Source organism: Streptomyces sp. NPDC002076, assembly GCF_053593835.1.
On sequence record NZ_JBSFDI010000021.1, the window covers coordinates 150,061 to 163,086 of the forward strand.

At 68.7% G+C, this 13,026-nt stretch carries 13 protein-coding genes; 8 read left to right on the forward strand and 5 right to left on the reverse strand.

The genetic code is table 11. The features are described 5' to 3' along the window. The first annotated feature begins 47 nt into the window (after positions 1-47). Complete coding sequence (locus ACWCQS_RS35075) at positions 48-203, forward strand: hypothetical protein (RefSeq protein ID WP_451008200.1); 156 nt, start codon at positions 48-50, stop codon at positions 201-203. A gap of 172 nt (positions 204-375) precedes the next feature. Here ACWCQS_RS35075 and ACWCQS_RS35080 read toward each other — a convergent pair whose 3' ends face one another. After that, positions 376-1,050: a polysaccharide deacetylase family protein gene (locus tag ACWCQS_RS35080; RefSeq protein ID WP_451008201.1), complete on the reverse strand. Its 675-nt coding sequence runs from the start codon at positions 1,048-1,050 to the stop codon at positions 376-378. A gap of 856 nt (positions 1,051-1,906) precedes the next feature. Between ACWCQS_RS35080 and ACWCQS_RS35085 the strand changes: the two genes are divergently transcribed. The 5 genes from ACWCQS_RS35085 to ACWCQS_RS35105 all read left to right on the forward strand — a co-directional run bounded on the left by ACWCQS_RS35085 (position 1,907) and on the right by ACWCQS_RS35105 (position 7,367). Further along, a complete protein-coding gene (locus ACWCQS_RS35085; RefSeq protein WP_451008202.1) occupies positions 1,907-2,872 on the forward strand; it encodes a DUF1152 domain-containing protein in 966 nt (321 codons plus the stop codon). A 332-nt stretch (positions 2,873-3,204) separates the two neighbouring features. Beyond that, the gene (locus tag ACWCQS_RS35090; protein ID WP_451008203.1) at positions 3,205-3,822 is read left to right on the forward strand and encodes a hypothetical protein; all 618 of its coding nucleotides are present in this window, start codon (positions 3,205-3,207) and stop codon (positions 3,820-3,822) included. A 440-nt stretch (positions 3,823-4,262) separates the two neighbouring features. Beyond that, positions 4,263-5,375, forward strand: a complete 1,113-nt coding sequence (locus tag ACWCQS_RS35095) for an acyltransferase family protein (protein ID WP_451008204.1) — start codon at positions 4,263-4,265, stop codon at positions 5,373-5,375. 291 nt (positions 5,376-5,666) lie between these two features. Continuing rightward, on the forward strand, positions 5,667-6,380 hold the full coding sequence (locus ACWCQS_RS35100) for a DUF4232 domain-containing protein (RefSeq protein WP_451008205.1): 714 nt from the start codon (positions 5,667-5,669) through the stop codon (positions 6,378-6,380). A 9-nt stretch (positions 6,381-6,389) separates the two neighbouring features. Continuing rightward, complete coding sequence (locus tag ACWCQS_RS35105; RefSeq protein ID WP_451008206.1) at positions 6,390-7,367, forward strand: SAM-dependent methyltransferase; 978 nt, start codon at positions 6,390-6,392, stop codon at positions 7,365-7,367. Here the strand turns inward: ACWCQS_RS35105 and ACWCQS_RS35110 are convergent. Then, entirely contained in the window at positions 7,339-7,767 is a 429-nt protein-coding gene (locus tag ACWCQS_RS35110; protein WP_451008207.1) for a hypothetical protein, read from the reverse strand. The two genes, ACWCQS_RS35105 and ACWCQS_RS35110, sit on opposite strands and share 29 nt — an antisense overlap. A 361-nt stretch (positions 7,768-8,128) precedes the next feature. Here ACWCQS_RS35110 and ACWCQS_RS35115 point away from each other — a divergent pair, with 361 nt between their 5' ends. Then, entirely contained in the window at positions 8,129-8,764 is a 636-nt protein-coding gene (locus tag ACWCQS_RS35115) for a nucleotide-binding protein (protein WP_451008208.1), read from the forward strand. Between the two features lie 362 nt (positions 8,765-9,126). Here ACWCQS_RS35115 and ACWCQS_RS35120 read toward each other — a convergent pair whose 3' ends face one another. Next, a complete protein-coding gene (locus ACWCQS_RS35120) occupies positions 9,127-9,528 on the reverse strand; it encodes a hypothetical protein (RefSeq protein ID WP_451008209.1) in 402 nt (133 codons plus the stop codon). A 128-nt stretch (positions 9,529-9,656) separates the two neighbouring features. On the opposite strand from ACWCQS_RS35120, the gene ACWCQS_RS35125 reads away from it, so the two are divergent. Further along, positions 9,657-10,703, forward strand: coding sequence for a DNA-directed RNA polymerase subunit alpha (locus ACWCQS_RS35125; RefSeq protein ID WP_451008237.1), 1,047 nt, complete (start codon positions 9,657-9,659; stop codon positions 10,701-10,703). A 59-nt stretch (positions 10,704-10,762) separates the two neighbouring features. Here the strand turns inward: ACWCQS_RS35125 and ACWCQS_RS35130 are convergent, their stop codons facing one another. Next, positions 10,763-12,184 carry a DHA2 family efflux MFS transporter permease subunit gene (locus ACWCQS_RS35130; RefSeq protein WP_451008210.1) on the reverse strand — a complete coding sequence of 474 codons (1,422 nt, stop codon included), beginning with the start codon at positions 12,182-12,184 and terminating at the stop codon, positions 10,763-10,765. A gap of 14 nt (positions 12,185-12,198) precedes the next feature. Then, on the reverse strand, positions 12,199-13,017 hold the full coding sequence (locus ACWCQS_RS35135; protein WP_451008211.1) for an alpha/beta fold hydrolase: 819 nt from the start codon (positions 13,015-13,017) through the stop codon (positions 12,199-12,201). Between the last annotated feature and the right edge of the window lie 9 nt (positions 13,018-13,026).

Below are 13,026 nucleotides of genomic sequence, written 5' to 3' on the forward strand. Positions count from 1 at the left end.
CGCCCAGAGACCGCGACGGGGTTCCGTCGGGCCGCCAGCGTACCGGCATGCACTCTGACGAAAGACTGTTCGCACAGTTCATGTCCCGCCGCGGGCTGCTCTCGGCCATGGGCGCAGCCGGCGCGGCGCTGGCGGCGAGCGCGGTGCCGGCGGGTGCGGCCGCCGCCTCACCGTCCGCGGCCGGCAGCAGAACGGGACACTGACACCGATCCCGGTCGCCACACGCACGGACGTCATCGACACACGGGGCTCCGCACTCCCTTCGTTCGGGGCCGCGTGCCTCCGCGCGAATGAAGCGGAGTTGTCTGCATGGCTGCCACGATGGGTCCGTCAGCGAATGACCTCGAGGACTGTAAGATCCCGACGGCGTCGAACTCAGGCCGGGAAGCCGTAGCCGTAGCCTTGAGCGTCCAGCTGATTGAGGAGACGGGCGAGCGCCTGCACCGTCTGCGAACGGTCACCGCCGCCGTCGTGCATCAAGATGATCGCGCCGGGTCGCAAGTCCTGGTTGACGTTGCGCAGGATGCCGTCCACACCCGGGCGCCGCCAGTCGTTGGCGTCGTCGCTCCAGCCAAGCGGCTGCAGGTGGTTGGCGCCGGCTATCCCCCGGATCGTCGGGCTCCAGTCGCCGCCGGGTGCCCGGTAGTACATCAGCTTCACGCCACTTCCCGCGGCGTCGGTTATCTCGCGCTTGGCGTCGACGATCTCGTGAATGTTGTACTCGACCGACTTGCGGTCCTGCTGCTCGTCATGATGGACCGAGTGGTCGCACAGCCGGTCCCCGTCCGCGATGATCGCCTTGGTCAGGTACGGGTAGCGCTGGGCGAGCGGCCCGAGTTCGCAGAAGGTGGCCTTCGCGTGGTGCTGAGCGAGGAGCGCGAGCACCTGCGGGGTCCACCGCGGGTCTGGGCCGTCGTCGAAGGTGAGCGCTACGGACTTGCCGCTGCCCTCCACCCCGTAGCCGACCAGCGCGTCGGAGCCCGTCGGGGCGCTCGGCAGTCGCCCGAAGGCATTCGCCGAGCCGGATTGCGAAGCCTGTCCGGACGGCACCGCGGCGGAGCCTCCATTGCGGCCGGACTGCGTTCCTCCTGCCGCGCGGTCGGATGCCGACGCGGACGGGGAAGTGTAGGAGGGCGACGGCGCCTGGGACTGCGTGTGCGGCCTGGAAGAAGCGAGCGTCGTCGAGGGAGTCACGCTGCTGGGCGAGCTCTGGGGTGTGTGCCCGCCTGCGTGCTGCCCGCCTGCGTGCGGCCCGCAGGCCGTGAGCACGCCTCCCGCGATCGCCGCCGTGAGGACGGTTGCCGTCGCCACTTTGATTCTGGCCAACGCCACAGATTTACCTCCGTCGGCACCCCTCGGTGCTCAAATCGGTGCTGGTACTGGTCACATCGAGGCAGGTTGAGCGCAGGCGCGCTGCCGGTCGACGGCACGGCGGCATCCATAGTCAGGGTCCGCTGGTGACTTACGTCCCTGGGCGTCAGTGCCCATGGGTTACCGGTCGCTCCAAGTGCTCCGGGGGCCGGTCAGGCGGCGGGCTCCGTCGCCCGGCCGCGGATCCCCCGGCTCTCGATGGAGATGGCCGGTACATCCGGTTTATGCCTGATGTCCGACCACAATAAGGGAGGCCTGTCGCTTTGCTTAATAATTCCAATCTGTGACGAATGTCGCATTGGCTATGAGATGAAAGGGCCCGAGCCGAAAACGAAGCCCCTGGCATCGAATCGGAGCACCAAAAGTCAGGGCCGGTAACACTCTGTGATGGCCTGATCGGATCTGCGGTGACTGATGCTGCCGCGAGCCCCGGCTCCTCACGCCTCAGGAGTGCACAGGCGCCACAGTCGGCTCAGCGGTGGGGTGCCCGCGAAACCCTGATGAGGGCCGGGGGCAGCCTTGTTAGGGTCCTGCGGTGTCCTCTCTGCGCGAACCCCTTTTCTTCACCCGCCTGCGCTCCGCGCGACGGGTACTCGTCGCCGGTGCGGGCGGCGGCTTCGATGTCTACGCCGCACTGCCCCTGGCGCTCGCGCTGCGGTCGGCCGGTGCCGAGGTCCACCTGGCGAACCTGTCCTTCTGCGACCTCTACGGCCTCGGGCCGGGCCACTGGGTGGCCGAGGACGTTGCCGCCGTCCGCCCGGACACTCCGTTGCGGGGTGACTACTTCCCGGAGCGGTCTCTCGCTCAGTGGCTGCACGCCCAAGGTCTTCCGGACGTCGTGTACGCCTTCCCCCGCACAGGTGTCGAACCCCTCCGGTCCGCCTACCGGGCACTGGCCGAACATCTGGGCGGCGTGGACGCGATTGTGCTGGTGGATGGCGGGACGGACATCCTGATGCGGGGGGACGAGCACGGGCTCGGCACTCCGGAAGAGGACATGGCGAGCTTGGCCGCTGTCGCGGGCCTCGACGACGTTCAGCACCGGCTGGTGGCCTGCCTGGGTTTCGGAGTGGACGCCTATCACGGTGTCAACCACTCGCTGGTGCTGGAGAACCTGGCCGCACTCGCCCGCGAAGGCGGTTACCTCGGCGCGTTCTCCCTCACCCGGGACAGCCCCGAGGGGGGCGCCTACCTCGATGCGGTCGCCCATGCCCAGCGCTGTCACGCCGACCATCCGAGCATCGTCAATGGGTCCGTCGCCGCCGCAGTACGCGGTGACTTCGGCGACGTGCGGTTCACCGAACGCACCCGGGACAGCGAGTTGTTCGTGAACCCCTTGATGGCCCTGTACTTCTGCGTGGATCTGCCCGCTCTGGCGCGCGCCAACCTCTACCTCGACCGGTTGGCGGACACCGTCCTGATGCGCCAGATCAGCTCCGCCATAGCCGGCTTCCGTGAGGAGCTGCCCCGCCAGCGCCCGCCGCGGGCGTTCCCGCACTGACTCTCCCAGCTGGAGCAGCTCCCCGGAACGACTTGCCTGGGCATTGCGCAGGTTCCTGGTCTCCGACGACGGCGAGCCAGGGGCAGCAGAGCCGGTACCGCCACGGGTGGCCGCCCCGGCACGTGCTTCGGTTTCCCGGCGCGACGGCGACGGCAGGCCAGGGGTGTCCTTCCGGTGAACTGCCGACCGGTCGTCGCTGCTGCGTGGAGAGCGACTGCTGAACGGGGCAACCTGGGATGCCGTACCGTCCCCGGCTGATCCGGGTCCGGCCGATAGTCAAGACTCCGTCATGTGACATCAGCGGTTTGAGAGGGCGGGAGTTGTCCGACGTAGTGAGGGAGGAAGCAGACGGCGACTTCCCGACGAAGGGCAACTTCGTGATCCCGCAACGCATCGTCCTCGCCTCGGTCGCAGGGCTCGTGTCCGCGTTCCTGCTCGCGGCATGCGGCTCTTCGAACGACAACGCCTCCAGCATGAACTCCGGCAATGCCGCACCTGTCGCCACGGCTGCGTCGCATCCTGCGAGCTCCGCACCGGCCACCTCCGCACCTGCGGACAGCGGCAACCCCGGCAGTGGGCACATGGCCACGACCACCATGCTGATGGCCAAGGCGGTGAAGGGGATGGGCAGTGTGGTCACCGACGACAAGGGGATGACGCTCTACCGCTACGACAAGGACCAGGCGACCCCCTCCAAGTGGACGTGTGCCGGTGAGTGTACGAAGACGTGGATGCCCGTCATGGTGCAGGGCTCCGTACGGACCATGGGTGTGAAGAACAGCCTGCTCGGCACGGTTCACCGCAACGGCATGAAACAGGTCACCCTCGGCGGCTGGCCGCTGTACCGGTACATGGGCGACACCGAGGCCGGGCAGATGAACGGCCAGGGCAAGGGCAGGCAGTGGTACGCCGTCACCCCGACCGGCCAGAAGTCCGCCATGACGGGCTGACCGGCAATCGTGGCCTGGGCCGGCTGCGCAACCGCAAGGGCCGCCTCGCCGCCACCGCGACGGCCGCATGGTCGGCTACGCCTTCCTGGCCCGGGCACCAAACCCTCCCGCGCGCTTCCGGCGCCTTCCGCCGCGGCGTCTGCCGGCTCGCGCCCCACGCCCACGCTCATTCGGGCTCGGTGGAGAGAGTGGAAGCCAGGAGTTCACGGCAGCCCAGAGCGCATGAGGGCGGGACTACCCCGGCGAAGCGAGGATCATGTCGGCAATCTGTTGCATCGCGCAGTGACCCTAGACGACGTAGGGGGCGTGCGGCAGACGGTGTCCGGAAGAAGGGTTGAACGATTTCAGTGCACTCGAGTCGTCCGGTCAGCAGTGCTCTCGACTTAGCCGCACCAGCCGGCCAGGACAAGAGGGCGAGCGGAGCACATGTCCGTCGGCAAGTGCTGGGCCTGGACGGCCTCCGCGGCCTGGCGGCGCTGTATGTGGTTCTATTCCACTGCTGGTTGTACACCTTCCCGGGCTACCCCCACAGTTCGGCGCCTGGGTGGCTGGACGGACTGATGTTCGGGCGCCTCGCCGTCGTCTTCTTTCTGGTGCTGTCCGGCTTCTCCCTGGCAATCTCCCCGGCGCACCACGGTTGGCGCTCGGGCGGCGTCACCCGATTCCTGCGCCGACGCGCCTGGCGCATCCTGCCTCCTTACTGGGCAGCGCTGGCCATGAGTCTGGTCATTTCGTGGCTCGTGGTACCGGCATCGCACTTCGGGCCACCTACCGGTGCCTCAATCCTTGTGTACGGCACCGTCGCACAGGACATGGTCACCGCCCCGACACCGAACGGCGCATTCTGGTCGATCGGAGTGGAGGCCGAACTCTATCTCCTCTTTCCTCTTCTTTTGTTCGTTCGGCGGCGGTGGGGCACGATCGTCCTGGTCGTGTGTGTGACGCTTCCGGTGATCGTCCGTGGGCTGATGGCGACTGACACATCCCCCGTGGAGGGCGACAACTGGCTCGCTCCGCAGCTCGCTCCCGTGTTCGTCGCAGGAGTGGTGGGCGCAGGAGTCGTCGCTGCGTCGGACAGAGTTCAACGCCTGCCGTGGGGATGCTTCGCCGCCCTGGCCGCCTTGCCCGTCCTGGCTCTCTGCTTCATCCAGGGTTCTGTTTGGACGGTGAACCACTACTTCTGGGTAGACCTGGCCATTTCTCCCGCCATGACGATGCTGCTTGCCGCGGTTGCCACCGGCAGATCGGCCATCCTTGTACGGCTCCTGACGGCGCGACCCGTTCGCAGTCTCGGTGGCTTCTCCTACAGTCTCTACCTGATCCATCTTCCGATCGTCATGGCCGTAATTCGCCGAATAGCCCCGCATTTTGTGTCGTCGCGACTTTCCATATTCGGGTTCACTCTTGTCCTGGGTGTGCCGGTTGCGGTATTTGGGGCGTGGTTGTTTTCCCGGTTCTTCGAGATGCCGTTCAAGCGCAACAGATCCTGGAAATCCGTGGTCGCAGTGGGCGGGAGGGTCTCCTGCCCTGAGGAGGTACGGGGCGGCGGATGAGGTGGCCTTGATCCTTTGCCCCCGGTGGGGGCCCGGCCCGTGCGGGCCGGCATCCGTGCAACTGCGCATTCAGGGCGGCGAGTCGCAGTCGAAGACCACGGCTTTCGGCTGTGTCTCGCAGGGCGGCGGACGTTGCTCGGCACCATGGCCGCCGAGCCGTCCACGTCGCCGAGCGGTGTGACATAACAGTGAAGTTGCTGGTACGCGTCCGGTACAACCGGCGCGGCACCTGCGGCGTCATGAGTGTCACACGGCCAATGAGCAGCTTTGCGCAGCAGAAGGGCAGCCTCGATGTCATCCCCACTCACGCTCCGGCGAGTATTCCCGGCCACCGCGCTCACCTGCGTCGCGGTGCTCGCCACCGGCTGCAGCGCAGGCTCGTCCACGGCCTCCTCCGTTGGCACCGCTGCGGTGACGGCTTCTGGAGCGTCGGCCACGACGGCGCCGGGCACGACGGCCTCGGCCACGAAGGCGCCGGCCGCGACAACGCCGGCCGGGGCCGACACGGCTCGGCCCGGCAGTACGGTCGCCAGCGCCCAGGCGCAGTCGGCCGGGACGACGCACAAGCGCACCGCTGCCTGCGCCACCCGTGATCTGAACGCCAGACCAGGTATCAGCCAAGGTACGGCCGGCAGCGTCTACCAGGTGATCGACTTCACCAACATCTCCCAGACCACCTGCACCCTGTACGGCTACCCCGGGGTGTCGCTCGCCGGCGGCAGCCCCGTGCGGCAGATCGGCCCGGCCGCCACACGGAACACCACGGCTCCTCGCGCGCTGGTGACGCTGGCACCGGGGGCCACGGGCAATGCGCTGCTGCGGATCACAGACGCCGGCAACTACCCCACGACGCAGTGCCACCCGACGGGCACGCAGTACCTGCAGGTCTACCCGCCGGGCCGGACGACTCCGATCTACGTCGCCTACAACTCGACGGCCTGCGCCGGGACGGTCGGCCTTCTGAGCGTCAGTGCGGTCCAGGCGGGCTCGGGAAGTGCGTCGTAGCACGCCGCGGTGCCGTGGACGGGTCCCTTTGCCGATCTCTCGGTGCACCAGGGACTCCGGGCGGCGTGCCAGGTTGGCGAACACCTCGAACTGCTCGAGCCGGGAGTTGTGTTCCGCACCGACCGCACCCGCGGCCGGCAGTTCCGACGCATCGCTGCCGATGTAATGTCGGGCGTCATGACGCACTGGCAACCGTTGAGCGCCGTGTCGAAGACGGCGCTGGCCGTGGCCCGGGCCCGGGCTCACGAGAGCGCAGCCGGCAACGCCTTGTTCGATGATCCGTACGCTGCGGCCTTCCTGGCCGCCTCGGGAGAGCCTTTGCGACCGCGGCAACGTGTCGGTCCGCTCGCGGCCGCGCTGAAGTTCCAGACGGTGATCCGGACTCGGTTCTACGACGACCAGCTCCTCCAGTCCGGCTGCGATCAGGTGGTTCTGCTCGCAGCCGGACTGGACACCCGCGCCTACCGGCTGCCCTGGCCATCTGGGACCCGCTTGTACGAGCTCGACCTGCCGCCGGTCCTCGAGTTCAAGCACCGCGTGCTGGCAACGGAGTCCGCGGACCCACGCTGCGACCGCACCGCCGTGCCCGCGGACCTGCTGAGCACCACCTGGGCCGACCGGCTGGTCGCTGCCGGCTTCGACCCCGACCGACCGACCGCCTGGCTCGTGGAAGGTCTGCTCGTCTACCTCACCGCCGACGAGGCGGCCGCGCTGCTCCACACCGTCGGCGAACTGTCGGCGCCCGTCAGCCGACTGGCCCTGGAGCGAGGACGCAGCGGACAGACCGTTCTCGACGACCCGTCCCTCGCTCACATCACCTCACTGTGGAAGGGCGGCCTGGGCGCCGGCACCGCCGAGTGGCTCGACGACCACTGCTGGACCACGGAGACCCATCCACTCGACACCGTCGCGGCGCACTACGGCCGGCCGACAGCCAACCCGTCCGGCACCGGCTTCATCACAGCCCTGCGCACACCAGGTCGATAGGGAGGAAGGCGCAGGCGATGATGCCATCAGCCGGAGCCACGAGGAACTCACGCCACGTCGGCCCGCTGCGGCGGGCGCCGGGCCGATGCCTGACGCCGTCTCCGGTCCAGTCTTCAGTCCGATACCAGTACGTGTAGGTGTCGTCGCCGTTGTCGATGCACCACCAATGCCGGTACACCAACCCGTAGGCATACCCGTAGGCGTAGCAGAGGGATTCCGATGACAAAGTCGGCCCCTCAACCCAAGTCATGGGCAAGCGGGACGCAGTTGGACGCGTCTGGGTGATGTGGTGGCTGACGGTAGGGGGCGACCCCGACAGTTCGGTGGCCACGGCGGTGGGCGTGACCAGGGCTGTCGCCGCGACTGCCGCCGCAACTGCCGGGGCGATGAGTCCGCGCATGATGTCACTCCCTCGGATTACGAGGGTCTTCTGCCGCGTTCTGGGAATTGCAGCGCGCCCATGTGCATAACGCGGGGTTGGCGCGGCAAGTCAGCGACGATACCCGGTGTTCACTGGGCTGCGCTCTGCGCACATGTGCCGCAGACGAGCGGCGGCACGTACTCGATCTCCCTTTTTGGCGCTAGTTCTCGTCGACGGAGGCCGCAACCCGGCCTCGTGTTTCGGGCGCGGTGCGTACCGCTTCAGAATGGTCGCCCGTACTGGCCCATACGAATGATTCACCGGCGCCGCAGGGTGAACGGTGGCCCTGTGCGCCCCGAGTCGAGGGCCGGCAGCCGCTCGCGACCATACGTTGACTCGTGTGTCGCTGAGCTACGCCTTTGTGAACCTGAAGCCCGGGGTGGGAAAGACGACCAGCGCAGTCTGGTTGGCCCACGCACTGCACGAGTCGGGTGTCCCACCGCTACTGGTCGACAGTGACCCCGCTTCCTCCGCGCTGCGCTGGAGCGAATTGGCAGGTGGCTTCCCGTTTCCTGTGGTCGCTCTTCCAGTGGGCGATGTGCACCGGCGCGTGAACGACTTCTTGGGCGACCGGCAGGCCGTCGTATTCGACGCTCCGCAGCTTGAGGACCACGCGCACATCGCCCGCAGCATCATGAGGTACGCAAGCGAATGGATCGTGCCGGTGACCCCGGCTCCCATCGAGCTGGATCGCATGGCGCCCATCGGTGGCGAGATGGGCGACGTACAGTCCTTGCGCGTCCAGCCGGCCCGTGCCGCCGTTCTGCTGAACCGAACGAATCGGGCCGACGCCACGCGTACGGGTCCCGACGCCGACGCCCGCGAAGCTCTCACCGAGCGGGGGTTCGACGTGTTGTCCACCCACATTCCGCGGCTCGACTTGTACGCCCAGTCATTCGGAAGTCCGGTGGAGGTCAAAGGCTCGGCGTACATGAACCTCGCAGACGAACTCATCAAGCGACAGGACAAGGCATGAATCAGCGCATGGACACCTACCGGGCCGCATTGCAGCGCGGACCGGACGCCGTCGCACCACGTCCCGTCAAAGTCAGTCAGCTGCACACCCGATACGTGCGGGTGACCATCGAGCTTGACACCGGCTTGCCGCGTGACCTCGTGCAATGGGCAGGGTCATCGGTGTCCGCGATGGTGCGGGCCGGCGCCGCTGCTCTGCGACCCCTGAGAAGCGCCCCGTAAGCGGGTGCTCTCGTTGGATGGCGGGGGTCCGGAAGGTTGTGCCCGCTGAGGCCGGTTCTCATGGCGAGGCAGCGGCGGCAGGGGCGAGCCCTCGCCAGGCTCGGCCGCCCTCGCCGCGATTCCCCGCTGTGGAGAGCGGCCCTACCACTTCCGCCACTTGTCGGTGAGCTGGTACCGGCCCAGACCGTGGCGCGCGGTCAGTGCAACTACATCGACGCCGTGCTCAGCGAGCGACTCGTCGATGTAGTCGCACAGCTTCTCGCGCTCGTCGGTTTCGAAGGCGTTCCCGTTGTGGGCTTCGTTCACCGCGTTGAGGGCCAGGATGACGCGTTCCACCGCGACGAAGACCTGCTCGTCACTGGCATCGACAAGTCCAGCAAGTTCCGCCTGGAAACCGTCGAGGACCGCGTCGGTTGCCGTAAGCAGCTCCTCGGGGAACAACCGGGCCATACAGGCGCACTCAGGGCACAGGGTGCCGGCGGCAAGCTCTTCGGCTTCCTCGGCTATGCCGTGCCGCCAACTCGTAGTCGGTCTCTCAGCCATGGGCTGGACCGTACCGGCCAGGACTGACAGCAGGAGAGCCGAGCCTTCCGACGCGCCGGCCTGCAGACGGGCGGGTCTCCTTCGCAGGAGGCCGCACCGCCCGTACCCTTCGGGGACCACGGCGTCAGATAGCGGGCGCCAAACACTGGAGGCACCTCGTGCTGATTGCTCAGCGTCCGTCACTGACCGAAGAGGTCGTCGACGAGTTCCGCTCCCGGTTCGTGATCGAGCCGCTGGAGCCGGGCTTCGGCTACACCCTCGGCAACTCCCTCCGCCGTACCCTCCTGTCGTCGATCCCCGGCGCTGCTGTCACCAGCATCCGCATCGACGGCGTCCTGCACGAGTTCACCACCGTGCCGGGCGTCAAGGAGGACGTCACCGACCTGATCCTCAACATCAAGCAGCTGGTCGTCTCCTCGGAGCACGACGAGCCGGTCGTGATGTACCTGCGCAAGCAGGGCCCGGGTCTGGTCACCGCCGCCGACATCGCGCCCCCGGCCGGTGTCGAGGTGCACAACCCCGACCTCGTCCTCGCCACGCTCAACGGCAAGGGCAAGCTGGAGATGGAGCTGACGGTCGAGCGCGGCCGCGGCTATGTCTCCGCCGTGCAGAACAAGCAGGTGGGCCAGGAGATCGGCCGTATCCCGGTCGACTCGATCTACTCGCCGGTTCTCAAGGTCACGTACAAGGTCGAGGCCACGCGTGTCGAGCAGCGCACCGACTTCGACAAGCTGATCGTCGACGTCGAGACCAAGCAGGCGATGCGTCCCCGTGATTCCGTGGCCTCCGCCGGCAAGACGCTGGTCGAGCTGTTCGGTCTCGCCCGTGAGCTGAACATCGACGCCGAGGGCATCGACATGGGCCCGTCCCCGACGGACGCCGCCCTGGCCGCCGACCTGGCGCTGCCGATCGAGGAGCTGGAGCTCACGGTCCGCTCCTACAACTGCCTCAAGCGTGAGGGCGTCCACTCGGTGGGTGAGCTCCTGGCCCGCTCGGAGGCGGACCTGCTGGACATCCGCAACTTCGGTGCGAAGTCGATCGACGAGGTCAAGGCGAAGCTGGCCGGCCTGGGCCTGGCCCTGAAGGACAGCCCGCCCGGATTCGACCCGACCGCCGCTGCCTTCGATGCGGACGACAACGGGAACTCGGGTTTCATGGAGACCGAGCAGTACTGAACGTTGCGCCGCGTCGTGAGGTGAACCTCGACAGCCTGCGGATCAGGCCCCGCCGGCGGTCAGCCCGTGGTGTCCGCCGTGGCGCGCGGCGGGTTGGGCCCCAGCGGGGCGGCGATGCGTTCGGCGGTGGCGGCCGCCCAGCGGCCGGTGGTGATGGCGCCCAGTGCCAGGATGGCCGCCCCGCACCCGGTGATGATCCACCAGGCCGTGGGCCGCGCGCCCGAGGCGACCGCGGCGCCGATCACCGCGATGCCGAGCGAGGACCCGACCTGACGGCTGGTCGCGGCGACCGCGGCGGCGACTCCGGCCCGGGCGCGCGGCATGCCGGACACCGCCGTGTAGGTGATCGGGGCGTTGACGAAGCCGAAGCCGAGACCGAACAGCGCGTACGTGACGTACAGCAGGATGTCCGAGGGGTGGGCGGAACGGGTGACAGCGACGGCCAGTGCGCCGCTGGCGGCGATGCCGGCCCCCGCGAGCACCAGGGGAATCCGCGGACCGCGGCTGCCCACGATCCGCCCGGACAGCGGCGGGCACACCAGCGACAGCACCGCCATCGGCAGCAGGTGCAGCCCGGTGCCCAGGGCGCTCAGTCCCACCACCCGTTGCAGATAGAGGGTGTTGGCGAACAGGAAGCCACCGAGCGCGCCGAAGGCGAGGACCGCTGTCGCGGTGGCCCCGCTGAAAGGTGCGCTGCAAAAGAGCCGCGGCTCGATCAGCGGTTCGGCGCGCCGGTTCTCGTACGGTACGAAGGCGGCCAGCGTGCCCGCCGCCACGATCAGGCAGGCCACGATCGGCGGCGCGGTCCAGCCCTCGCCGGGCGCCTCGATGACGGCGTACGTCAGCGTGCCGAGCAGGACGATCACCAGCAACTGGCCCACGGGGTCGGCGCGTCGGGCCGCCGGCGCGCGGGACTCCGGGACGAACAGTGCGGCGAGCGCCAGCGCGGCCAGCCCGATCGGCACGTTCAGCCAGAACACCGACCGCCACCCGGCCGACTCCACCAGTGCGCCACCCAGAACCGGCCCGGCCGCCATGCTCAGGCCGACCACTGCGCCCCAGACGCCGATGGCCCGTGCCCGCTCCCGCGGTGCGGTGAAGGTGTTGGTGAGGATGGCCATGGCGACGGGGGTGAGCATGCTGCCGCCCACCGCCTGCACCACACGGAAGACGACGAGCAGGTCCGTCGTGGGCGCCACACTGCACAGGGCCGACCCGCCGGTGAACAGCACGAGACCGAGCAGGAAGACGCGGCGCCGTCCGACGCGGTCGGCGGTGGCCCCGGCCAGGGTCAGCAGCGAGGCCAGGACGATGGTGTACGCGTCGAGCGTCCATTGCAGGCCGGAGACGGACGCGTGCAGGGACCGCTGCATCGACGGGAGTGCGACGTTGAGGACGGTGACGTCGAGACTGACCAGCAGCACGCTCAGGCAGCAGACGGCCAGCACGGGCCGGTGTCGTCCCTGTACGGGATCGGGCACGTGGGCTCCCGCGCTCAGTCGGTGGGCCGGTGGGTGGCGTGGGCGTCGGCGAAGTCCCAGACCACGGGGAGGAGTTGCCCGGGGGTCTCGATCTGGGGCATGTGACCGGTGCGGGGGAGGAGTCGGAACTCGGCGCCGGGGACGGCGGCGGCGTACGCCCGTCCGTACTCGGTGTCGACGACCTGGTCGCTCTCGCCCCACGCGACGAGGACCGGGGAGGTGACCTTGGCCAGGCGCTCGCGCAGGGTGGGGTCGGCCATGGCATGGGGGCCCGAATAGACCTGCAGCGCGGCGCGGTTGGCGGATGCGACGGCGCGCTGCTCGTCGGAGAACGTGCTGGGGTCGATGCGGAACTTCTCGGGGTCGTGGAAGGAGAGGGCGGACAGTTCGGCGGGCGTCAGGGTGAAGGGGTCGGCGACCGGGTGGCCGGGGACCTGGATGCCGGCGGCGTTGACGAGGACGGCGCTGCTGATCCGGTCACTGCCGAGCAGGGCGATTTCGGCGGCGATCCAGCCGCCTATGGAGTTGCCGACGACGGTGACGTCCTCCAGACCGAGTTCGTCCAGCAGCCGTACGTAGATCTGGGCCAGGGTGGGCACGTCGGTGAGCCAGTCGGGCCGGGCGGTGCCGCCGAAGCCGGGGTGGACCGGCGTGATGACCCGCGCCGGCCGCTGCCCGGCGAGGAGCGCGGCGAACCCCGTGACGGTCTGCGGGCCGCCGCCGCCGTGCAGGAGCAGGAAGGGATGGCCCTCGCCCCGCTCGTCGACGGTGAAGCTCAGGTCGATGTCGCCGGAGTCGAGGGTGAGGGTGAACGTGCGGGCGGTGCTGGTCATGGAAGTCTC

Bases quoted from the DNA above. Each gene is read 5' to 3' on its own strand.
- ACWCQS_RS35100 (WP_451008205.1), top strand. From the start codon at position 5,667: ATGTCATCCCCACTCACGCTCCGGCGAGTATTCCCGGCCACCGCGCTC.
- ACWCQS_RS35120 (WP_451008209.1), bottom strand. From the start codon at position 9,528: ATGGCTGAGAGACCGACTACGAGTTGGCGGCACGGCATAGCCGAGGAA.
- ACWCQS_RS35135 (WP_451008211.1), bottom strand. From the start codon at position 13,017: ATGACCAGCACCGCCCGCACGTTCACCCTCACCCTCGACTCCGGCGAC.
- ACWCQS_RS35110 (WP_451008207.1), bottom strand. From the start codon at position 7,767: ATGCGCGGACTCATCGCCCCGGCAGTTGCGGCGGCAGTCGCGGCGACA.
- ACWCQS_RS35075 (WP_451008200.1), top strand. From the start codon at position 48: ATGCACTCTGACGAAAGACTGTTCGCACAGTTCATGTCCCGCCGCGGG.